This is a genomic window from Mycobacterium sp. E740 (assembly GCF_001672895.1).
Lineage (GTDB): Bacteria > Actinomycetota > Actinomycetes > Mycobacteriales > Mycobacteriaceae > Mycobacterium.
The window spans coordinates 59,070-81,797 of the sequence record NZ_LZKP01000215.1 but is presented as its reverse complement, the minus strand read 5'-3'; the positions used below and the strand labels follow the sequence as shown (position 1 = coordinate 81,797).

At 61.5% G+C, this 22,728-nt stretch carries 14 protein-coding genes and 1 pseudogene; 11 read left to right on the top strand and 4 right to left on the bottom strand.

The features are described from left to right. Positions 1-218 precede the first annotated feature (218 nt). The 6 genes from A5663_RS20985 (at position 219) to A5663_RS20960 (ending at position 9,757) form a co-directional block, all read left to right on the top strand. Positions 219-431, top strand: a complete 213-nt coding sequence (locus tag A5663_RS20985; RefSeq protein ID WP_068153661.1) for a hypothetical protein — start codon at positions 219-221, stop codon at positions 429-431. Between the two features lie 138 nt (positions 432-569). Beyond that, positions 570-764, top strand: a complete 195-nt coding sequence (locus A5663_RS20980) for a helix-turn-helix domain-containing protein (RefSeq protein WP_068153654.1) — start codon at positions 570-572, stop codon at positions 762-764. Between the two features lie 2 nt (positions 765-766). Beyond that, the gene (locus A5663_RS20975; protein ID WP_068153653.1) at positions 767-4,018 is read left to right on the top strand and encodes a helicase-related protein; all 3,252 of its coding nucleotides are present in this window, start codon (positions 767-769) and stop codon (positions 4,016-4,018) included. Between the two features lies 1 nt (position 4,019). Further along, the gene (locus tag A5663_RS20970) at positions 4,020-4,676 is read left to right on the top strand and encodes a DUF4391 domain-containing protein (protein ID WP_068153652.1); all 657 of its coding nucleotides are present in this window, start codon (positions 4,020-4,022) and stop codon (positions 4,674-4,676) included. Between the two features lie 18 nt (positions 4,677-4,694). Then, positions 4,695-6,680 (top strand): site-specific DNA-methyltransferase, encoded by a 1,986-nt coding sequence (locus tag A5663_RS20965; protein ID WP_082974299.1) that lies wholly within the window; start codon positions 4,695-4,697, stop codon positions 6,678-6,680. Between the two features lie 5 nt (positions 6,681-6,685). Continuing rightward, positions 6,686-9,757, top strand: coding sequence for a type III restriction-modification system endonuclease (locus tag A5663_RS20960; RefSeq protein ID WP_068153650.1), 3,072 nt, complete (start codon positions 6,686-6,688; stop codon positions 9,755-9,757). 146 nt (positions 9,758-9,903) lie between these two features. On the opposite strand, the gene A5663_RS20955 is transcribed toward A5663_RS20960, so the two are convergent. The 3 genes from A5663_RS20955 to A5663_RS20945 form a co-directional block, all read right to left on the bottom strand. Then, on the bottom strand, positions 9,904-10,977 hold the full coding sequence (locus A5663_RS20955) for a DNA-binding protein (RefSeq protein ID WP_231976860.1): 1,074 nt from the start codon (positions 10,975-10,977) through the stop codon (positions 9,904-9,906). Positions 10,978-11,764: 787 nt separating this feature from the next. Further along, positions 11,765-12,835: a sodium:calcium antiporter gene (locus A5663_RS20950; RefSeq protein ID WP_068153649.1), complete on the bottom strand. Its 1,071-nt coding sequence runs from the start codon at positions 12,833-12,835 to the stop codon at positions 11,765-11,767. 294 nt (positions 12,836-13,129) lie between these two features. After that, positions 13,130-13,624, bottom strand: a complete 495-nt coding sequence (locus A5663_RS20945; RefSeq protein ID WP_156744593.1) for a hypothetical protein — start codon at positions 13,622-13,624, stop codon at positions 13,130-13,132. Here A5663_RS20945 and A5663_RS20940 point away from each other — a divergent pair. Together A5663_RS20940 and A5663_RS20935 are read left to right on the top strand one after the other, a co-directional pair. After that, positions 13,617-14,942, top strand: a complete 1,326-nt coding sequence (locus A5663_RS20940; RefSeq protein ID WP_068153647.1) for a hypothetical protein — start codon at positions 13,617-13,619, stop codon at positions 14,940-14,942. The two genes, A5663_RS20945 and A5663_RS20940, sit on opposite strands and share 8 nt — an antisense overlap. Positions 14,943-15,516: 574 nt before the next feature. Beyond that, on the top strand, positions 15,517-16,371 hold the full coding sequence (locus A5663_RS20935) for a phytanoyl-CoA dioxygenase family protein (RefSeq protein ID WP_068153646.1): 855 nt from the start codon (positions 15,517-15,519) through the stop codon (positions 16,369-16,371). On the opposite strand, the gene A5663_RS20930 is transcribed toward A5663_RS20935, so the two are convergent. Continuing rightward, positions 16,362-16,865, bottom strand: coding sequence for a DUF2505 domain-containing protein (locus tag A5663_RS20930; protein WP_068153645.1), 504 nt, complete (start codon positions 16,863-16,865; stop codon positions 16,362-16,364). The two genes, A5663_RS20935 and A5663_RS20930, sit on opposite strands and share 10 nt — an antisense overlap. 135 nt (positions 16,866-17,000) lie before the next feature. Between A5663_RS20930 and A5663_RS20925 the strand changes: the two genes are divergently transcribed. The 3 genes and pseudogenes from A5663_RS20925 to A5663_RS23885 all read left to right on the top strand — a co-directional run. Next, positions 17,001-17,837: a class I SAM-dependent methyltransferase gene (locus A5663_RS20925; RefSeq protein WP_068153644.1), complete on the top strand. Its 837-nt coding sequence runs from the start codon at positions 17,001-17,003 to the stop codon at positions 17,835-17,837. A gap of 170 nt (positions 17,838-18,007) precedes the next feature. Next, a complete protein-coding gene (locus tag A5663_RS20920) occupies positions 18,008-18,229 on the top strand; it encodes an MbtH family protein (RefSeq protein ID WP_068153643.1) in 222 nt (73 codons plus the stop codon). 38 nt (positions 18,230-18,267) lie between these two features. Beyond that, positions 18,268-22,722, top strand: a pseudogene (locus A5663_RS23885) (amino acid adenylation domain-containing protein); the annotation flags it as partial. Positions 22,723-22,728 lie beyond the last annotated feature (6 nt).

The following is a 22,728-nucleotide window of genomic DNA, read 5'->3' as shown; positions in this document are numbered from 1 at the left end:
GCGGAGGCCTTTCGCGCGTTCACAGGCGCCCCCCAAGGCAAAGGCGCTGCCCTCCCCTCAGATTTTTTTCACTATCAAGCAGAAGGGGCTTCCCTAACGTGACTGAGCGGAAGCTGCGCGCCGTTAAGACGGGTGAGAAAGCACCTTCAAAGCGACTGCCGCGGAAGGCCACGTCGAAGTCGGTGGTCGCTGCTGCGCAGACCGGTGATCTTCGTCAGATGCTCGTCGCGCTCCGCAATCGGATCGCGAAGGCGATCGACGACCCGAAGACACCGGCGCCTGCGCTTGCGGCGTTGATTCGGCAGCAGATGGATATTGCTGTGAGGATCCAGTCGATAGACCTCGCCGCCGAAGGTGCCACGTCGACGTCGGGTCCCCAATCGGCGATCGCCTCGACGCCCGATGAGCCATGGGATGAATCGATGATTTGAATTCGGGTCGGGTGCGACCCCGCTAACGAGCGTACCTGGCGTCACCCGCCTAATTCGGTCTAAAAGCGGCTAAACCGGTTTGCTGTCGGTTAAGCTCCGCCAGTCCATGCACCCCATGCCGATGAGCCGGAGGCCCCCTTGTCTGAGCCCTGGCTGTCGGCAGACGACATTGCTTCGCACCTCGGGGTCACCAAAGACACCATCTACACGTGGATCGCAGAGAAGGGTATGCCGGCCCACAAGGTTGGGCGCCTGTGGAAGTTCCAGACCGCTGAGGTCGACGACTGGGTGCGCCGCGAGAGCGCGGCGGCCGACGACAGCGCCGAGAGCTGACCATGCGCATCATCGACAACGTCAGTGAACTGCTTGGTGACGATCTCAAGGGTGAGGTTCGCCAAGGTTCTAAGCTCCGGATCGCCGCTTCGACGTTCTCGATCTTCGCGTTCGAGGCGTTGCGCAAAGAGCTGGAACGGGTCGAAGAGCTCCAATTCGTTTTCACATCGCCGTCGTTCGTCGCCGCCGACGCCACCGATCAGTTGCCGAAAGAACGTCGACAATTCTTCATTCCCACGGCCAAGACCGGCGAATCCTCGCTTTACGGTTCGCAGTTCGAGATCAGGCTGCGAAACCAGCTAACACAAAGAGCCATCGCTCGAGAGTGCGCGGACTGGGTGCGCCGCAAAGTCCGATTCCGCTCAAACCGGACGGGAGCGCCTATGCAACAGTTCGCAGTCGTCGACGACCGGGTCGTCTACCAACCGATCCAAGGCTTCACCTCTGCCGACCTCGGTTACGAACGTGGAAATGCGGTCTCCAACATCGTCACCAAACTTGACGAAGCACCGATGGCTACACAGTATGTCGCGCTTTTCGAACAGATTTGGAGCAATCCGAACCAGCTCCAAGACGTCACTCAGTCGGTGCACGACCACATCGCAAGCGTGTACGCCGAGAACTCGCCTGCTCGGATCTACTTCGTGGTCCTCTACAACCTATTCTCGGAGTTCCTCGAAGACATCAACGAGGACGTTCTGCCCAACGATCGCACTGGCTATCAGGAAACGCAGGTCTGGAAAAGCCTGTACAACTTCCAACGTGACGCCGCGACCGGAATCATCAACAAGTTGGAGACATACAACGGTTGCATCCTCGCCGATAGCGTGGGCCTGGGCAAGACGTTCACAGCACTGGCAGTCGTCAAATATTACGAGCTGCGCAACAAGTCCGTCCTCGTCCTAGCGCCGAAAAAGCTAGCTGAGAACTGGACCAACTACAACGCAAACCTGACCACCAACATCTTCGCGGGCGACCGGTTCAACTACGACGTCCTCGCCCATACCGACCTCTCCAGGACGAGAGGAGAATCTTTGGGCTTGCGTCTCGACCGAATCAATTGGGGTAACTACGATCTCGTAGTCATCGATGAGTCCCACAACTTCCGTAACGCCGACTACGCACAGGAAATGGAATCGCGCTACCAACGGCTCATGCGTCAAGTCATCCGCGAAGGCGTCAAAACCAAAGTTCTCATGCTGTCGGCCACCCCGGTCAACAACCGCTTCAACGACTTGAAGAACCAACTCCAACTCGCCTACGAAGGCGACTCGGAAAACCTCGCTCAACACCTCAATATCTCCACCACGGTCGACAAGGTCTTCAGCGACGCGCAGCGCGTCTTCAACGAGTGGTCCAAACTTCCGGCTGAATCGCGCACCGCCGACCGAATCCTGCAGATGCTCGACTTCGACTTTTTCGAGCTCCTCGACTCGGTCACAATTGCCCGGTCGCGCAAGCACATCCAGGCGTTCTACGACACGACAGAGATCGGCACTTTCCCCAAACGTCGCCATCCGGAGTCGATCAGGGTGCCACTCTCCGATTTACCCGACGCGCCGACCTTCAACGACATCTTCGCCCAGCTACAAGTGCTTACCCTGGCGGTATACACCCCGCTCGCTTACGTTCTTCCCAGCCGAATCAGCAAGTACGAAGATCTTTACAACGTCAAGGGCGGTACCGCACGCTCCAACATCGGACAACGCGGCCGTGAGCAGGGCCTCAAGAAGCTCATGACAGTAAACCTGCTCAAGCGCCTGGAAAGCTCGGTGGAGGCGTTCCGTCTCACCCTCTCGAAAATCGAAGCAGCAGTTGACCGCACCCTTGATAGAACCGGATCCCTCGCCGAACTCAACGTCGACTTCGCCGGACTCGACCTCGATGTCGACGACGAAGACGACGCCAACGTCGAAGCCCTCTCATTCGGAGAGAAGATCAAGATCGACCTCAACGACATCGACGTTGAATCCTGGCAGCGCGATTTGTCTAATGATCGCGAGACCTTGCGCGCGCTCCTGGACGAGATGCATAAGGTCACACCGGCCCACGACCTCAAACTCCAGAAGCTCAAACGTCTCATCGAGGATAAGTCCGCCAACCCCTTCAACCCTGGGAATCGCAAGGCTCTAGTATTTTCCGCTTTCGCCGACACCGCGGAGTACCTCTACCGGGAACTTGCGTCATCATTTCGCGACGTCGAGATCCAGACCGCGCTAGTCACCGGTGGTGCCCACACGGCGAAAACGACATTGGGTACCGGCTATGACTTTCAGCAAGTCCTTACACTCTTCTCTCCGCGGTCCAAGCAACGCCACCTCACCATGCCCAAAGAGACCGCCGAACTAGACCTCTTGATCGGCACCGACGTGATCAGCGAGGGGCAGAATCTCCAAGACTGCGACTACCTCGTCAACTACGACATCCACTGGAACCCGGTCAGGATCATCCAGCGATTCGGCCGCATCGACCGTATCGGCTCGACAAACGCCGAGATCCAACTCGTGAACTTCTGGCCAGACATCTCCCTCGACGAGTACATCAACCTCAAGGAGCGCGTAGAAAGCCGCATGGTAATCGCCGACCTTGCTGGCACGGCCGACGACAACGTTCTCACCCTTGAAGACAGCGACGCCGCCTTCCGCAAAGAACAACTTCGGAAGCTCCAGGACGAAGTCATCGAGCTCGAAGACGTCCGCACGGGCGTTTCCATCACCGACCTGGGGCTCAACGACTTCCGAATGGACCTCCTCGGCTACCTCAAGGAATACGGCGACCTCGCCACCGCTCCAAAGGGGCTTCACGCAGTAATACCCGCGGACCCAGCAAAGGGCCTATACCCCGGCGTCCTTTTCGCGCTGCGCAACGTCAACGCCGACGACAACATTAACCGTGGGAACCGGCTGCATCCGCACTACCTCGTATACCTCGACAACGAGGGCACCGTCATCGCCGACCACACCGAAGCCAAACACCTGCTCGACTTGATCCGCAGCGGATGTCGCCCCTACGACGAGCCCGTCAGTCACATCACCCGTATTTTCAACGACACCACCCGAGAAGGCGCAGAAATGGGCGCCTACTCCCAACTGCTCACCGCCGCAATCCATTCAATGATCCAGGTCACTGAAGAACGGGACGTCGACAGCCTCTTCACAGCCGGGGCCACTACGGCGCTGACGCAGTCAATCGCCGGTCTCGATGACTTCGAACTCATCGCCTTCATCGCTGTTGTCGACCCCGGTCCGGCATAGCATGACCGACGCTCTTTACCATTGGCCGGCCGCAGCAAGGTTCGGCCGCCAGGTTCCCAAGGCCAAGTTCTACGAACACGGCACCGTCTCCACGGCACTTCGCGAGAAGTTCGTCGACGAGGTTAAACGCATCACCTGGGCCTACAAGCTCGCCGATTCCACCATCAACCTCACTGGTGATGCTCAGGTTCCCGAAATCCAGATCTTCCAGATCGACGCAAAGGGTGACGACGTCAGCGAGCCCGTGATCGCTGCCATCGACAAAGCCATTCAGACACCGATCATCTTCGAGGTCACCAACATCGACGGACGTACGCGCATGACCGCCACCTATAAGCAGGTAACGTCCGCCACACCCAGGCTCGGCGCTTATTACACGACCCGGTGGTACGCCGAAAACGCAGCGCGGGAACCACTTCCAACCGCCATAACGCTGTCGGCTCTCTATACACTACTCGTTCAATCTCTCACCTCGGTGTCAACACGACCTGGCGAAGAACTATCAGAAGCTGCTGCGCGGCTGGATACGGTCCGCAAGCTCGAGCGCGACATCGCCTCCCTACAACGAAAGCTTCGAACCGAGCCCCAACTAAACCGCAAAGTCGAGTTGCGACGCACCCTGAAAGCCAAGCAAGCAGAACTAGAACAGCAGAGGTAACCGGTGGAGAGACTCCGTATGACATCACCCGACCTGACCGAGACCAACATCGACAAGCTCGCCGAGATTTTTCCCACGGTGATCACCGAGAGTTACGACGCGGATGGCAACCCCGCGAAAGCGATCAACTTTGACCTACTCCGCCAAGAGCTGGCCGACCACCTCGTCGAAGGACCCCAGGAGCGTTACCAGCTCGACTGGCCCGGCAAGCGTGAAGCAGCTTTCGCCGCTAACACTCCAATCGCCAAGACCTTGCGTCCGATCCGCGACGAGTCCACGGACTTTGACAGCACGAAGAACCTGTTTATCGAGGGTGACAACCTCGACGCATTGAAGTTGTTGCAAGAGTCGTACCTCGGCAAGGTCAAATTGATCTACGTCGACCCTCCGTACAACACTGGTAACGACTTCGTGTACGCCGACCGCTTCGCAAGGACTAGTGGTGAGGAGCTCAAACAGTCAGGTCAGGTGAGCGACGACGGCGTGCCGCTCGTGGCGAACACCAGCGCCAACGGCCGATTCCACTCGAAGTGGCTTAGCATGATGTTCCCCAGACTGAAGCTGGCCAGGAGCCTCCTCACCGACGACGGCGTCATAGTTATTTCTATCGATGAGAACGAGCACGCCAACCTTGTGGCCATCGGCACCGAAATCTTCGGTCGCGATTCCTATGTGGGCGAGATCGTGGTCAAGAACAGCAGTCGAAGTGACCAGCGGTACATATCGATGCAGCATGAGTACATCGTCTTCTTCGTCAAGAACAAGGCAATCAACACGGGCGAGTGGACGGAGAAGAAGGGTGGTTTGGATCGCATCTATACCGCCTTCGCAGAATTCCGTAAGAAGTTTGGCGACGACTGGGATGCTATTCATCAAGCGGCAAAGGAATGGTACAAAGGCTTCCCGCCGTCGGACGCGGTTTACGCAAGCAAGCATTACAACCGGATGGACGAGCGCGGAGTTTACTTCGCAGACAACATCTCTGGTCCCAATGATGGCCAGTACGTCTACGAGGTGTTACACCCCGTAACCGGGCAACCATGCAAGGCGCCTGCTCGCGGATGGGTCTTTCCGAAGGAATCTATGGAGCAGCGGATCGCAGAGAACCGCATCCATTTCGGACCTGACCACACCACAGTCCCGAATCTCAAGACTTACCTGGCGAACACCGAATATCAGAGCCTCACTAGCATCAGATACGTCGACGGCCGCGCAGCATCTAAGCGCCTCGCTGGACTTTTCGGTGAGAAGGTCTTCACCAATCCAAAGGACGAAATTCTGCTCCGTGACATCTACCGAGCCGTTGGCATCTCCAGTGACGACATTGTCCTTGACATGTTCGCGGGCTCGGCTTCCGCACTCCATGCGGTGTGGGAACTCAATCTCGCGATCGCGTCCGACGCGCACTTCATTGGCATCCAAGTAGCCGAGGATCTCAACGAGTCGTTGAAAACCGCGAAAGGTGCGGCGAACCAGATCACCACGAACGCAATCAAACTGCTCACGGAGTTGAGCAAGCCGACCACCGTGGCGGAGATTGGGAAGGAGCGATTGCGTCTTGCTGGCGACAGGGTTCGCGAGAAGGCGGCGACGTTGGACGTCGGATTCCGATCGTTGAGAGTCGACACCACAAATATGAGTGATGTGTTCCGCACTCCCGATGAGACCGATCAGCAAGCTCTAGCCGGACTTGAAGACAGCGTAAAGCCGAATCGCACAGGTGAGGATCTGCTCTTCCAAGTGCTGCTCGACTGGGGTCTGGAGCTGACGATGCCTGTCAATCGCGAGAAAGTGGAGGGGTACGAGGTTTTCATCGTCGAAGACGATGCGCTTATCGCGTGTTTCGATCCGGAGGTGAGTCCTGAATTGATCAGTGCAATCGCGAAGCGTGAGCCACTGCGGGCAGTTTTCCGCGACTCTGGGTTCGCTTCAGATGACGCTCGCATCAATGCAGAACAAGTCTTCCGCGAGATCTCCCCATCGACAGACGTGAAGGCTATCTGACTCGAATGAAGCTTCAGTTCAAAGTCCAGCAGTATCAGACCGATGCGGTCGACGCGGTTGTCGCAGTCTTTACCGGACAACCGAAGCATGATGGCGTCTCCTACCGGATCGACCCGGGCAAAGCGGAGCAAGCCGCGGATCCGACGTTGTTCCAGCCAATTCCTGATTCGGGTTTGCGAAATGCTGAGATCGCGCTTTCGCCAACTCAGCGACTAGAAAATGTCCAACAAGTTCAGCGGTCTCGAAATCTGCCTTTGTCGAACAAGCTGGTGGACAGTAAGGCTGCTCCAGGCGCTCCGAACCTAGATGTTGAGATGGAGACCGGTACCGGCAAGACCTACGTTTACATCAAGACGATCATGGAACTGCACAAGCGCTACGGTTGGTCGAAGTACATCATCGTCGTCCCGTCAATCGCCATTCGCGAGGGCGTGAAGAAGTCCTTTGATTTGACGGCTGACCATTTCCAACTGACGTACGGTACTAAGCCACGTTGTTTTATCTATAACTCATCCCAACTGCATGAGCTGGAGCGCTTCAGCTCGGATGCTGGGGTGCAGGTAATGATCATTAACATCCAGGCATTCAATTCGACGAGCAAGGACAACCGGCGAATCTATGATGAACTCGACGACTTCCAATCGCGGCGACCCATCGACGTCATCAGCGCGAACCGGCCCATCGTCATTATCGACGAGCCTCAGAAGATCAGTGCCGCAAGATCGCTGGAAGCGCTATCCCGGTTCAAGTCGCTTATGGTGTTGCGCTACTCGGCTACTCACAAGACTGAACACACCAAGGTCCACCGCCTAGATGCCGTCGACGCTTACAATCAGAAGCTAGTCAAGAAGATATCCGTACGTGGGATAACAGTTAAGGGTTTGGCTGGCTCGACGGCCTACCTTTATCTCGACGCAATTGAGATAGCGAAGGGCGCCAAGCCGCGCGCCCGCGTCGAGATGGAGGTCCAAACAGCCGGCGGTATAAAACGCCAGTTGAAACGCCTCGACTTGGGCGACAATCTCCATGACATCGCCAACGGTATCGAGGCCTATAAGGGCCTCTTCATCACCGATATCGATGCCAGCCGCGACATCATTGAACTGAGCAACGGCGACGTCGTCATAGCTGGGCAGCTCGCGGACCGCGATGTTACGGAGGAAACCAAGCGTCGCATTCAAATCCGCGAGGTTATCCGGGCGCATGTCGAGAAGGAACGGGAGCTGTTCGCGCAGGGCATCAAAGTGCTGTCTCTGTTCTTCATTGACGAGGTTGCAAAGTACCGCGACTACGAGCGCGAGGACACGCTTGGTAGCTATGCGCGAGTCTTCGAGGAAGAGTACGTCTCGATCGTCGATGAGATTCTCGGCGAGCTCGAACTCGACATCTCAGCCGCGGGATTTAAGGAGTATCTGCGCCGCGATGGTGTCCGAGACGTTCACCAGGGCTACTTCTCGATCGACAAGAAGACCAAGCACGCAGTCGACGGGCCAGTCCATGGGACAGGTGACGAGAAGGGTCAATCAAAAGACGTCGACGCTTACGACCTGATCCTCAAAGACAAGGAACGCTTGCTGTCATTATCCGAGCCTGTCCGCTTCATCTTCTCCCACTCCGCTCTCCGTGAAGGCTGGGACAACCCGAACGTTTTCGTAATGGGCATGCTCAAAAAAAGCGACAATACCGTCTCTCGGCGTCAAGAGATCGGGCGCGGACTGCGGTTGGCCGTTGACCAAAACGGCGAGCGCATGGACAATCCCGTCACCGTGCACGACATTAACGAACTGACTGTCGTCACCGACGAGTCCTACACCGATTTCGTAACAGGGCTGCAAAAGGAGATCGCCGAGACTCTTAGTGCGCGCCCCCGCAAGGCAAGCACGAAATTCTTCACAGGCAAGACAATTCAGACCGAGGACGGCGAGTCAATCGTGGAGGAAGCGCTGGCACTCGCGCTCTATAAGTACCTCGTCAAGAACGACTACCTCAACGACGACGACACACTGGCGGATGCCTACAAGACCGCCAAGGAAGCAGGCACCTTGGCTGAACCATCATCCGAGGCCCTGAAGCCGATGATCAAATATCTTTTCCCGCTGGTCGACTCGCTCGACCAAAACCTTCCAACTCCGACCGATAGCCGCAAGGGCAAGAAGGTGCCGCTCAATGAGGCCAACTTCGCCAAGAAGGAGTTCCAGGAACTCTGGAGTCGTATCAATCACAAAGCCGTGTATCAAGTTGAGTTCGACTCCGCCGAACTGATCCGAAAATGCATACTTGCGCTCGACAGCCACCTCAAGGTCGCTGCTATGCAGTATGTCGTTCAGGCGGGGACGCAGGTAGACTCCCTCGACGCCGATGACCTCGCATCTCGCGCTGGGTTCGGAGTGTCGAGCACTGCCACGCACACCGAGACTGCCTCGGCCGGGTCTCAGGTCAGATACGACTTGCTCGGTGAAGTCACCGAGAAGACTCAACTCACCCGACGCACGGCCGCCGCGATACTAAGCGGAGTGAATACAGATGCGTTCGCCAAGTTCCGGCTCAACCCAGAGCAATTCATAACCGAGGCTGCTCGGCTCATCAATGAGCAAAAGGCTACCGCGATCATCGAGCACCTGACATACGACGCCCTCGACGACCGTTTCGACACAGCGATTTTCACCGGAAGTCAAACCACACACAACTTCGCCAGCGCTGGAAACAAGCTGACAAAACATATCTACGACTATGTCGTCACCGACTCCAAAGTGGAACGCAAGTTCGTCACCGAGCTCGATACCAGTAACGAAGTCGCCGTGTACGCCAAATTGCCCCGCGGATTCTTCATCCCAACCCCTGTCGGAGACTACAACCCCGACTGGGCCGTTGCCTTCACCGAGGGCATGGTGAAGCACGTCTACTTTGTAGCCGAAACCAAGGGCTCGCTCTCATCTCTTCAACTGAAGGGAGCTGAGCAGGCCAAGATCGAGTGCGCCCGCAAATTCTTTAAATCACTCAACGAGAAGAACGGAGACGACGTTAAGTACGACGTGGTTACCGACTACACCGAACTGATGCAGTTGGTGACCGTTTGAGTGTGCGACCCCTGATCGGGGCGCGGCTGCGGTGTCTCAAGAAGATACAACTTCACATAACCCCGTCTGCAAACCGACTTGGCTCAAATTAGTGCGCACCCTCGGATTTCGATAAGCGCGGCTCGGAGTGTCGGGCAGCGGGCGCTCTATGACTCCGCAAGGGTGGCAAGGGCCGACAGCGATTGGCCCCGGTACCGCCAGACGTCTGCGCCCGGGATCGCGTCGGGGGTGGTGCCGGTGGCTTCCTGTACGATTTTTTTGGCCAAGGTGGTAGGTGTGAACGTGGTACCGCTGCCTGGATCGGCTGTCCATTGCAGCGGCCGGTCGCGGTGCTTGACCCAGGTGGCACGGCCTCGCCGTGGATCCTCTGTAACCCACTGGTCGACCTGGTGGGCGAGTTCGGCGTTGATCCAAGTGTGCAGATCGAGGTCGACCTGCGCCCCTTCGGGCACGGTGTTCGATTCGTAGAGCAGGTATGTCGAGCGGATGCGGCGCTTCTTCTCGGCGATCGTAGTTGCGACGGAATCGGCTGAGGCAGAGGCGATTCCAGGGGTGAGCACGCGAGTGGTCGGGTCAACTGCGGGGTAGAGTCGGCGGAACACGATGCAGGTCTGTGGTGGTGCCGGGCCATCCATTAGAAATGCGTTGACGGTGTGCATCTCGATCGTGAGGTTCGGTGCGAGGTCCGACAGCCAGGACACGGTGGTGTAGGTCTGCGCAGTGAAATCCTCAGCAAGCAAGATAATTTTTGGGACGGTGAGGAATTTGTTGTCCCATGTGCCGTCAACGTGGTCTTCGAGCTGCTCCAGCGCCTGTACTGGCGAAACTGGCTCGCTTGCAACACGGTTGAGATAATCCGCGTGGGCGTCGGCCAGCGTGTCCTTACTAAAACCGGCCACGAGTGCCGCGTATGTGATGGCTTGCAGGTGGATACGAGAATCTGTGCCTCGTTTGAGTTCAACCACGACCAGTTGGCCAGAGCTGTCCAGTCCGAGGATGTCGAGGCGCTCCCTGGCCAGATCGCCGAAATCCGACGACCACTTGTCGTACTGCGTCGTGACGATCTTCACTTGGTCACCGAGCACCTCTGGGTGGTCGATAATCCAGCGCTCAAGGTGGACGGGCTCCAGAATCCCCAGTTCGGCCAGTCGCCGCGAGGGCATCGGTGCACACTCCGCATCCAGGTTCGCGAGGGTGAACATCAACATGTCGGACTCCATACCGTCAGTCTGGCACTTCAGGGGCAGACGTTGCGGTCGGGGCGAACCTGCACAGCGCACCTAAAGCACGGAGGCGGAGGACCGTCAGTTAGTGCGCAAAATCTCGCCAATGGGGTCGAAAAACATCAGGTCAAACCGCTTCGACGATCGCGAACCGGATCGTGAGCCAAGTCAGGTACCGACTACACCGAACTGATGCAGTTGGTGACCGTTTGAGTGTGCGACAACTGATCGGGCAAGAGACACAACTTCACATGACGCCGTCTGCAAGCAGGAAGCGAAGCTGTGGTTGCGAACACCTGGCCCGTACACCTCCGTCATCTGGTGGGCTTTGGACAAACCTGCATTGAAGCGAGGGCAATGGACTCGGCCTTGGCTGCAGCGGCGTCCATCAAGTGAATCCACATGGCGGCGAGCACCCGCGGCGAACCGCCGCGGCCGTCACCGACCAAAGGGCGCACAGCGGCGACCGAGGGTGTTCCGGTATCTCGTCGAGGACCAGCGTCGCGCCAGTACGCAGCCAGTACGCAGTTGGCTCCGTTGGCCAAGTGAAGCTGTTGAGATCCATGCGCATTGACCTGCATTTTTTCGCGGGTCCAACAGAGCTTGTCGGAACAAACACCGAAAAGGACAGACTGTAAATCCGTCGGCGTATGCCTACAGTGGTTCGAATCCACTACCTGCCACTCTGTGATGTCTCGGGGCGCGGCGACCCTGAGATCACCCACACGCGGCAGGCGAAGTTCACACCCACCCGCCAGTCAACAGACAGCGTCACGGTCCTCGGTCAGCCGGCGTGGGCGATCGCGAACAGTCCCGCGACGCCCACCGCGTAGATGATGATGACGGCGAGCGAGTCCACTCCCATCCTGGCAACACGCCGCTGCGGCCGGAACAGTAATCCCGCCCCGTAGGTCAGCGTGAGGACCATCGCCAGGGCCGTCAAGTAGATGTCGGTGCGCTGTGCTTGTGGAAGCACCGCCTCCCCTGAGATCAGTGTCGCCATCAAGAACAGAACGGGCAGGAAGGCGTTGCCGCCGAAGATGTCCGAGACTGCAAGTTGGTAGTCGTCGTCGCGCACAGAGGCCAGGCCGGTCGACAATTCTGGTAGCGAAGTGGCCGCGGCGAGGATGGTGGCGCCGAACAGGACCCCGGATAGACCGATGTGGTCGGCGATCGCGTCACCGCTGCGCTCCAACGCCACCCCGGCCACCAAAGTCACCGCTGCGGCAACACCGAAGATGATCGCGGATTTGCCCGTGCCGATGCCGGCTTTGGTCGCTTGCTGCTCGGTCTTAGCGGTGCTGTGACCGCGTGGATGCTCCTGACCGTCGGGTGGTTGCCCCGCCTGGTGCCACGGCAGTGACTTGCTCGCCTGTCGCAGCAACAGCAGGCCGCCCACCCAGACCAGGAGGATGAGCAGCCCGGACGGGGTGATGCGCCACGCGATCAAGGACTTGGGTAACTGAGTACCGGCGATGACGATCGCCAGCACCGCGACGACCAGGGCTGCCTCCAGCACGAGAACCAGCGAGGCGGCGCGATAGGTGAGAGGTTTCTGTCCGCGAACGCCGAACGCATCCAGAGCTACGAGTACCACGGTCTGAATTGCGATGCCGCCGAGGATATTTCCGACCGCTACTCCGAAGTTCCCTGACAGTGAGGCACTCGCCACGATGGCGATCTCGGGTAGGTTGGTGGCGATCGCGAGCAGGATCAGCCCACCGAGCGCAGACCCGAGGTGCAGGCGCGCCGACAACACATCGGTCTGTTTCGACAGCGAGATGCCTGCCACCCAGATTGCGGCGGCGGCCACCAGGAAAAGCGCGATCAAGGTCCAAAGCGGCCAATCAGACATGAGAGCTCCTCAAAAAAGACTCTGTTGAGACACCGTCGTGTACCCCGGACTCGGGCCGCGGCAACGCGCAGCAAACCACCCTCGACCACGAGAGCAATCAGCAAATCTTCAGAAATGCACGCCGGTATTTGTCGCGTCTGTTAAAAAATGTGCGACGGTCCATCGGATTAAGAGGTGTGATTTGAAGGTCGTGCGGGGGAATCAGCACTCAGTCGGTTGGCATCACAAAGCATTCAGCGCCGTGGCGGTGGCGCTTGGCATCTACGCCGCTTTCGGCGGCGTGACGGCTGTCGCCTATGCGGACGGCCCATCGTCGGCCGACTCGTCGTCTGGGGGCAGTGCGAGCAAGCCTTCCGACAACAGCGCGGCGAACAACGCCGGCAAGAACAAATCCCCCAAGAGCGGAAAGTCGAAACCGGCGTCGCAGAACGACACGAGCGCCAGTAGCGTTTCGTCGTCGAAGTCCAAAAAGGACAAGCCGTCGAAAACCGACAAACCGTCAAAGCAGGCCGGTGGCACCGGGACTGGGGCGGGAACCGACGACTCGACCGGCTCGACTCCGGGATCGGTGAGCAACTCCAATGCACCGACGGGCTCCAGTAGCAAGCCGGTAGAACCGTCGAGCGGCCAGAGTGCACCGACCGGCATCGGTGACGAGCCGACGTCCAAGCCGGTAGAACCGTCCAACGGCCAAAGTGCGCCGGCGGCCACCCAGGCCGCAGGTTCCGGAAGCCGTGGCGCGCCGTCGACTGACGCGTCCCGAAAGCAGGTGTCACATCGCGTGCCCACACAGGACTCGCTTGGTGCCGCGGCGAAGAAGCCCGCGACGAATGTCCTTGTCAGCGTCCCGCTGGCCGGCATCAAGCCGGACGCAAACTATCGGGCGGCGGTGGACACGCCGGCTCCTGGAGCGGATGCGGTCGGGCCGGCGACATCGCAGCCGGCTACAGCTGAGGCGCCGGTCAAGTCCACCGTGCTTTCGGTAGTTCGGGACATCTTCGCTTCGCTTTCGGACGCCTTTTCGACGTCGCCCGCCAACCCGATGACCGACCTCGTGCAGGGGGCGTACTTGTGGGTGCGGCGGAGCGACGTCAGCGAAGCGCCGACCCTGATGGGACAGACCACCGGGCAGACCAATGGCCCGACCTCCGGCACCGATGTGGCCACTGTCGCCGCTGAGGACGAACCGCAGGTTCTGCACCCCGAGTTCAAGTTCACGTACCCGAAGAAAGACAAGTACTGGACTCCGGAGAGAAGAGCGGAGTTCGAGCAGGCAGCGAAGACGCTGTCGCAATACATCGTCGTCACCAAGCCGACGACGCTCGAATACGAGGTCACAAGTAGCCGGTGGCGGGCAGATCTGCCCAAGAAGGAGCGGACTCCGTGTAAGGACGCGGAGGGCTGCGGTGAGCTTGCGTCGGCCAAGAGTGGGCTGACCAATGACAAGAAGCCGGGCTTTTACGACACGGTCGTGCAGCACAAGATCATCACCGGCGTCGACGAGAACCGCAAAAAGCCGGACGGATCGATCGATTTCAATTTCGCGTACGACTGGAGCCTCGGCGAGAACGTCTCAGCTGATCAGTACGATTTCACCGCCACGGTGATGCACGAGTTGTTGCACACCATGGGCTTCGGAAGCGAGCTGAGCATGCCAGACGTCGACAAGAAGACCGGAAAGCGGGAACCGGTCGACAATGACAACTGGAGTACGTATGACCGGTTCCTCTCGAATTCCACCGGTAGCGCGGCGATCGATCCCACCAACTTCACGTGGAATCCCGCATTCGACCCGAACATGACCGGGGGCAGCGGGGGCGGTGGGCTCTACTTCAACGGCAGCAACGCGCAGGCGGCATACGGCGAGCAACCGGTCCCGCTGTACTCGCCCACGGAGTGGTCCGGTGGCAGCTCGGTCAGTCACCTCGACGACGACACCTTCACCGGCGCCAACAAGGTGATGATGGTTTCCGCTGACGGTAAGGGACTCGGAGTACGAACCTTGAGTGCCGTAGAGATCGCGATCCTCAAAGACCTCGGTTACACCGTCGCTACGCAGACGCCGCAGAATCCTCAGTCCCCGCAGGCTGTTTCAGACGTCGCCTGACAGCCTCTACGAGCAGCCGTCCGAGACGTGTTGGCCGTCGGTGGCAGTCGCCGTTCCGCCGTAGCACGCCTGGGCGACGCCACCGTTGGTGGCGGTAGCGGTGTTGTTGTCGCCTGGATAGGCGTTGGCGCCAGGGCTGGGTCTCCGAAGCATGCGAAACCACACGCAAGTCCATTCGCGCGCACGCACGGCCAATTGGCACGCGAGGTGCTGTGCCTACAGACCGCCGTTCAGTTCGGCGACACCACGGGTTGCGATCGACTTGCCGAATTGGCCACGCAAGTCGAGGGACCCCGCGACCCTTGTCGGCCCGGTACGCGCGCACTCTGGCGAGCGCCGACGCCGCTGCCCAAGCCGCCACCCTGCACCGGCGGGAAAGGCGTCGCGGAAGTGCGCTCACGTCAAGTGGTCCAGGCGGGCACGAAACTCGGCATCTCGTCGCGCACGGAATTGTCGGCCCTGGTACGGCAATTCGATGAGGCAGACGCGCTTTCGTTGGCCGGTCCTTGACCAGCGGTCAGGCGAGGTTCACTGTTTCGTGTAGGCCACGCGATCCGTCCGGAAGGGACTCACGATGAGCATCGACAACGAGCCCGTCACCACGCTGGACGACCTCAGGGGCGACTTGGCGCGCCGGTACAAGTGGACACCCACCAGCGGCGCCTCGATGGACCCGGCGATCGTCGACGCCGACATGGCCGCCCTCGACCGCGACGGCTACGTCATCTGGGAGAACCTACTCACCGCCGACGAGTGCGAACACATCCGCGACGCCGTCGGACCTCATCTCCTGCACCCCGGGCGCAACTCGTTCGAGGGGCGTCGCACCCAGCGCGTCTACAGCGTGCTCAGCCGGACGCGCGCCTGCGACCGGCTTGTCGACCATCCGCGCGTGCTGGGGGTCCTCGACCGGTTGCTGATGGACAACTACCTGCTGTCGGCCCTGCAGGCAATCAACATCCTGTCCGGCGAGGCCGCGCAGCTGGCTCATCACGACGACGGGTTCTACCCGATCCCGCGACCGCGGCCGCCCCTGGCCGCCGCCACGATCTGGGCGATCGACGACTTCACCGCCCACAACGGCGCCACGGTGCTCTATCCGGGCAGCCACCGCTGGGGCAGACGTGCGCCGGCACCGGACGATCCCGCGCTTCCCGTGGTCATGCCGGCCGGCTCCTGCGTCTTCTTCGTGGGCACCCTCTGGCACGGCGGCGGCGCCAACGTCACCGACCACTCGCGGCTTGCCGTCACCGCGCAGTACTGCCAGCCGTGGCTGCGACCGATGGAGGCCTTCACGCTCTCGATCTCACGCGAGACCGCGCGAACGGTTTCCGACGACATCCGGCGCATGATCGGCTACAGCATCCACCCGCCGTTCGTGGGCGCCGTCGACGGTCTGCACCCGCTGCGTCTGCTCGATCAGCCGTGATCCTCGATCCATTCGGCGGTGAAGCGCTGAATCGTCGAGATCTGTTGGACCAGAAGACGGCCCATGACGGCTTCGATCTGACCACCGACCAATGGCACCTTGAATTCCACCGTCGCGGCGCACTTCAGCCGTGAGCCGGTCGGCGTCGGCGACAGCAGAACCTTGCCGAGCCCGGATCCCGGCGCTCCGCTCGTCGCGATGCTCACCTTCCCCCGCACCGCGCCGTCGTCGGTCGGGCTCCACGACTCGCGTTGCACCACTCGCCAGCCCTTCGGGAAGAATTTCGCCACCAGCCCGGGCAGCCCGTCGCGCTGCAGTTCCTGGACCACGACGATGTCGACGGTGCCATCGTCTGCGGTGACCAACGAGTCCAGTCGCCCAAACCCGCCGAATTCCGCCAGCCGCGAACGCCAGTACTTCTCGGCAGAGAACGCCGAATGTATCTGGTCGACGGTTGCGGGGGATTCGACGGAGAAGTCGAACGACCGTGGCACGGCAGCAAGATTATGCCTGTCATCAGTGCTCGATGCCGCTTCGGCGCAAGTGCCGCCCGCACCGGACGCAAGCCGTTAGGCTGACCGCGCGACAAGCACGTCGTAGCCCTGCTGAGTCGTAGGCTGGAGGGGGACGTGGCGAATCCAGGAACGCCGGAAACGCACCGGGAGAAGGTCGACTTCACCGGCGTGCGTTGGGGATCGGTCGAGTGGACGCTGTTGTGCATGCTGTATCTGCGGGCCTGCGAGAGCCGGTTGGCCCACCCCATCCTCGGCGATCGCTTCGCCGCACAGGACGTCGAGCGCATCGACTACGACTGGGAACGTGTCCACCGAGCCGTCCGGCCGGCAGTCAACCAGTTCGGTGTGGCCCTGCGCGGCGCACAGTTCGACGCCCTGGTGACCGGTTATCTCCGCGAACACCCGGATACCACCGTGCTGCACCTCGGTTGCGGATTACACAGTCGCGCAATGCGTTTGGCGACACCGCCGGAGGTGAGATGGTTCGACGTCGACGTACCGCAGGTGATTTCGCTGCGCCGGCAGCTGTACGGGGAAACCGGCCGCTACCGGATGATCGGGTCGTCGATCACCGATCGCGACTGGCTCGACCAGATCCCGGCCGGCGGACCCGTGCTGATCGTCGCCGAGGGCGTCTTGATGTACCTGACCCCCGACGAAGTGAAGAGCCTGCTGAACCGGCTCCTCGACCGCTTCGGCACCGGCGAGCTCCTCGCCGACCTGCTCTCACCGTGGGGGCCGCGACTGTCGAGATCGGGGATCATCAAATGGGGCACCCGCGACGGGCGTGAGATCACCGATTGGGACGCCCGCCTGCATCTGATCGGCGAAAGCTCGGTCATCGCCGGGTTCGAGAAGATCCCGCTGACCAGCCCACGGTTGCTGTACCGGATGCAGAACGCCATCCGCACCACCCGGAACTACGACCGGCTCTTCCGGTACGCGTTCTAGCCATTGGTCAATGCGGGTTACGCGCCCGATTTTGGTTGCCCGTGTGACCACAAACCGCTGATCAGCCGTTTCTTACGGGCGCGAAAATTTTTTGCCGAAACTGCGGAGCCGAGCCGACGGCCTGGGTTAGCGTCGAAGCGGTTTCACTCATTCGGGGGTTGGGAGAACCAGTGAACACCACGCCTTTCGACGACGAGAGCGGCAGTTTCCTCGTCCTGGTCAACGACGAGGAGCAGCACAGCCTGTGGCCTACCTTCGCGGAGGTCCCGGCTGGCTGGAAGGTGGTCCACGGGGGAGCGGATCGCGCTGCGTGTCTGGACTACATCGAGCAGCACTGGTCCGACATACGGCCGAAGAGCCTGCGCATGCGGCTCAACACACACCCGGCCTGAACGGCCACCCTTCAACATCCTTCTGAAGCGGAGCTCGGATGGAGCTTGACCACCAGGCGCTGCCGCTGACGCGCAGACAACTCGACATCTGGCTTGCCCAACAATCGGGCCACTCCGGCACCGAGTGGCAGCTCGGCATGTTCGTGAAAATCGACGGCGCCATCGAGCCCGACGTGTTCGAACAGGCGATCAGGCTGGGGCTGCAGGAGGCCGAGCCGGTCAGGGCCGCCTTCTTCGAGAGGGACGGCCAGGTTTTCCAAAGAGCGATCGACTATTCGGACCTCGAGCTGGCTCGCTACGACCTCACCGGCTGCGATGATCCCGCGCAGGAGGCGCGTGAGATAGCGACCTCGATCGAACGGACGCCGATGCCGTTCGACGGCAAGCTGATGAAGTTCGCGCTGTTCCGCACGCGCCTGGATGAGTACTACTGGTTCGCATGCTGTCACCACATCGTCATCGACGGCATGAGCATGGGCCTGGTCGGACGGCGCATCGCCGCGATCTACTCGGCACTGGTCGCAGGCACGCCGCCGTCGCCCGCATTCTTCGGTTCTCTGCGGGACCTCGTCGGCAGCGAGTTGGAGTATGAGGCGTCCGCCGATTATCTGACCGACCGCGCGTACTGGCGCGATCGCCTGCCGGCCGAAAGTGCGTCGGAAACCCCATCGGCGCTCGAGCCGGACTCCCATCGGCCGTCAACGCCGGTTCATTTCGACCCGGCGGTCGCTCGCCGCGTCAAAGAGCTGGCCAAAGTGCTGGGCATCCGCCGGGCATCCGTTCTCGCCGCCGCGTGCGCGCTGGTGGTGCGTGGCTGCAGCGCCTCCGATTCGGAGGTGGTGCTCGACTTCCCGGTCAGCAGGCGGGTGAGCACCGAGTCGAAGACGCTTCCCGGGATGCTCGCCGGCGTCGTGCCGCTCGTCTTGACGACGTCGCCGCATGCGACAGTGGCCGAGTTCTGCCGGCAGGTCGACACCCGGATCCGAGAAGCGCTGCTGCACCAGCGTTTTCCGGTGCAAGCCCTCGAACTCGACGGCGATCACCGCGGCGTGCGGCAACCGGCGAACCGGGTGGTGCTCAACTTCGTTCCGTCCCGGCTGTCGTTGAACCTCGCCGGCATTCCGGCGACGGCGACGTACACCACCTTCGGCCCGGTGGGCCATTTCGGTTTGTTCTTCGTCGGAGCCGGTGATCAGCAAGCGTTCTGCTCGGCGGGGGCCGGGCAACCGTTCGCGGACTTCGCGCCCGCGGATCTGGCTGAGCGGCTGCAGCGGATGTTGGCGACGATGGCCGCCGAACCAGAACAGCGGCTGCCGTTGCTCGACGTCCTCGGCAACGGCGAATCGGTGCGCCTGGACGAATCCGGTAACCGTGCGGTGCTCACCCGGCCCGCACAGAAGCATCCGACGATTCCGGCGCTGTTCGCCGCGCAGGTAGCGCGCACACGTGATGCGGTAGCGCTGGTGTGCGGCGAGAGTTCCTGGACGTATCGCGAGCTCGACGAGGCGTCGAACCAGCTGGCGCATCTGTTGACGACCCGGGGTATCGGCCCCGGACATTGTGTGGCCCTGCTGTTTTCACGCTGCGCCGAGGCGATCGCCGCGATCCTCGCCGTGCTGAAGACGGGTGCGGCGTATGTGCCCATCGACCCGGCGACACCCGAAGCACGCATCCGATACGTCATCGAGGACGCTGCGCCCGTCGCGGCGATCACGATGGCTGCACTGCGAACTCGCCTCGCCGGCTGCAGCCTGCCGATCATCGACGTCGACGACCCGGCGGTGGCCGCCCAGCCCGGCGACCCGCTGCCGGTGCCGGCGCCGGACGACATCGTCCACATCATCTACACCTCCGGCACCAGCGGCGCGCCGAAAGGCGTTGCCATCACGCATGATAACCTCACGCAACTACTGGGTCCGCCCGACGAGCACCTGCCGCCGCGGGCGTGGGCTCAGTGGCACTCCTACGGCTTCGACGCTTCGGCCGAGGAGATCTGGCGCGCATTGCTGCACGGCGGGCGGCTGGTGATCGTGACCGAGGAGGTGGCGGCGTCCCCTGACGAGTTACATGCCCTGCTGGTAGCCGAGAACGTCAGCGTGTTGAGCCAGACGCCGTCGGCGCTGGCAATGCTTGCGCCGCAAGGCCTGGACGCGATGGCACTCCTGGTAGCCGGTGAGGCCTGCCCCGCGGAGCTGGTCGATCGCTGGGCGCCCGGGCGGGTGATGCTCAACGGTTACGGACCGACCGAGACCACGATTTGCGCATCCAGGAGCGCGCCGCTGACAGCGGGTTCAGGCGCCCCGCCGATCGGTGCGCCCGCGGCTGAGTCCGCACTGTTCGTCCTGGACGGGTGGTTGCGGCCGGTGCCGGTGGGTGTGGTGGGCGAACTGTATGTGGCCGGTCGTGGTGTGGGCGTTGGCTATTGGCGGCGGGCGGGGTTGAGCGCGTCGCGGTTCGTGGCGTGCCCGTTCGGGGCGCCGGGCCTACGGATGTATCGCACCGGGGATCTGGTGCGGTGGCGTTCGGATGGCCAGTTGCAATACCTGGGCCGTGCCGATGAGCAGGTCAAGATTCGCGGCTACCGCATCGAGCTGGGTGAGGTGCAGGCGGCGCTGGCCGAGCTCGACGGCGTTGAGCAGTCGGTGGTCATCGCGCGCGAGGACCAGCCCGGTGACAAGCGGCTGGTCGGTTATGTGACCGGTTCGGTGGATGTGGCCGGGGCGCGCGCCGCATTGGCGGACCGGTTGCCGCCCTACATGGTGCCGGCTGCGGTGGTGGCGCTCGAGGCGTTGCCGGTGACGGTCAACGGCAAGCTCGACACGCGCGCGTTGCCGGCGCCGGAGTATGTCCACGTCGATCGTTACCGCGCTCCGGCCGGCCACATCGAGGAGATCCTGGCCGGCATCTACGCCCACGTGCTGGGTCTCGAGCGGGTCGGTGTCGACGACTCATTCTTCGACCTCGGCGGCGACTCGCTGAAGGCCATGCGGGTGATCGGCATGATCGCCTCGTCCGTCGATGCCCATCTGACGGTGCGCGCACTGTTCGATGCGCCGACGGTCGCGCTGCTGGCGAGCCAGGTCGACGCCAACGCGAACCGACGCGAACCGTTGGTGGCCGGTGAGCGGCCCGCGGCGCTTCCGTTGTCGTTCGCGCAGAGCCGGCTGTGGTTCCTGGACCAGCTGCAGCCCGGCGCGTACAACATGCCGACCGCGTTGCGGATCAGTGGCCCACTGGATGTCGAGGCGCTGAGCGCAGCTCTCGATGACGTCATCGCGCGGCACGAGGTGCTGCGGACCATCTACCCGCAGACCGACGGCGTGCCTTGCCAACAGGTGCTCTCCGCACGGCCCGCGATGTGGCGGCGCGGCGGCCTCGTGGAGGCGATGTCGGAACGCGACGCGTTCGACGAGCTGGCGGAGCTGGCCCGCTATCCGTTCGACCTGTCGGTCGACATTCCGCTTCGGGCGCAGCTCTACGCGGTCGGACCACAGGAACATCTGCTCGGAATCGTCGTGCACCACATCGCGTTCGACGGTTGGTCGGTGGCACCGCTGGCGCGCGACCTGAGTCGGGCCTACGCGACGCGTCTTCAAGGCCGCGTGCCGGACTGGTCGGCACTGCCGGTGCAGTACGTCGACTACGCGCTGTGGCAACGCGTCCAGTTCGGTGCTCTCGATGACGGCGAGAGCCCGATCGCCGCGCAACTGAAGTACTGGCACGAGGCGTTGACCGGGATGCCCGAACGGTTGCAACTCCCGACCGATCGGCCATATCCGGCAGTGGCCGACCAGCGCGGGGCCACCATACAAGTGAACTGGCCCGCCGCCCTCCAGCAGCAAGTACGTCAACTGGCCGCCGAATGCCACGCCACCAGTTTCATGGTGGTGCAGGCCGCACTGGCGGTTCTGCTGTCCCGGTTGAGCGGCAGTTCCGATGTGGCCATGGGCTTTCCGATCGCCGGCCGCACCGACCCGGCTCTCGACGAATTGGTGGGCTTCTTCGTCAACACGCTGGTGCTGCGGGTCGACCTGACCGGTGATCCGACAGTCGAACAGCTTCTCGCGCAGGTGCGCCAACGCAGCATCGGGGCCTACGAGCATGAGGATGTGCCCTTCGAGGTACTGGTCGATCGCCTGAACCCGACCCGCAGCATGACCCACCACCCGTTGGTTCAGGTGTTGTTGGCATGGCAGAACCTTCCCGGAGGCAGCGACTCCAGCGCGGTCGGGCCGGTGCTGGACGGCCTGGAGGTCACCCAGCTTCCGGTACACACCCAGACGGCCCGCATGGACCTGTCGTTCTCGCTGTCTGAGCGATGGACGGAAACCACTGAACCAGCGGGTATTTCGGGTGAGGTCGAGTTCCGCAGCGACGTGTTCGATCCCGGTACCGTCGCGACTCTGCTCGACCGGTTCGAGCGCGTGTTGACGGCCATCACGGCCGACTCGGCAGCGCGATTGTCGTCGATCGATGTGCTCGCCGACGGTGAGCGCGCC

Excerpts from the sequence above, each read along its gene's own strand:
- A5663_RS20965 (WP_082974299.1), top strand. The coding sequence starts at position 4,695 with ATGACATCACCCGACCTGACCGAGACCAACATCGACAAGCTCGCCGAG.
- A5663_RS20950 (WP_068153649.1), bottom strand. The coding sequence starts at position 12,835 with ATGTCTGATTGGCCGCTTTGGACCTTGATCGCGCTTTTCCTGGTGGCC.
- A5663_RS20970 (WP_068153652.1), top strand. The coding sequence starts at position 4,020 with ATGACCGACGCTCTTTACCATTGGCCGGCCGCAGCAAGGTTCGGCCGC.
- A5663_RS20955 (WP_231976860.1), bottom strand. The coding sequence starts at position 10,977 with ATGGAGTCCGACATGTTGATGTTCACCCTCGCGAACCTGGATGCGGAG.
- A5663_RS20975 (WP_068153653.1), top strand. The coding sequence starts at position 767 with ATGCGCATCATCGACAACGTCAGTGAACTGCTTGGTGACGATCTCAAG.
- A5663_RS20960 (WP_068153650.1), top strand. The coding sequence starts at position 6,686 with ATGAAGCTTCAGTTCAAAGTCCAGCAGTATCAGACCGATGCGGTCGAC.
- A5663_RS20935 (WP_068153646.1), top strand. The coding sequence starts at position 15,517 with ATGAGCATCGACAACGAGCCCGTCACCACGCTGGACGACCTCAGGGGC.
- A5663_RS20985 (WP_068153661.1), top strand. The coding sequence starts at position 219 with ATGCTCGTCGCGCTCCGCAATCGGATCGCGAAGGCGATCGACGACCCG.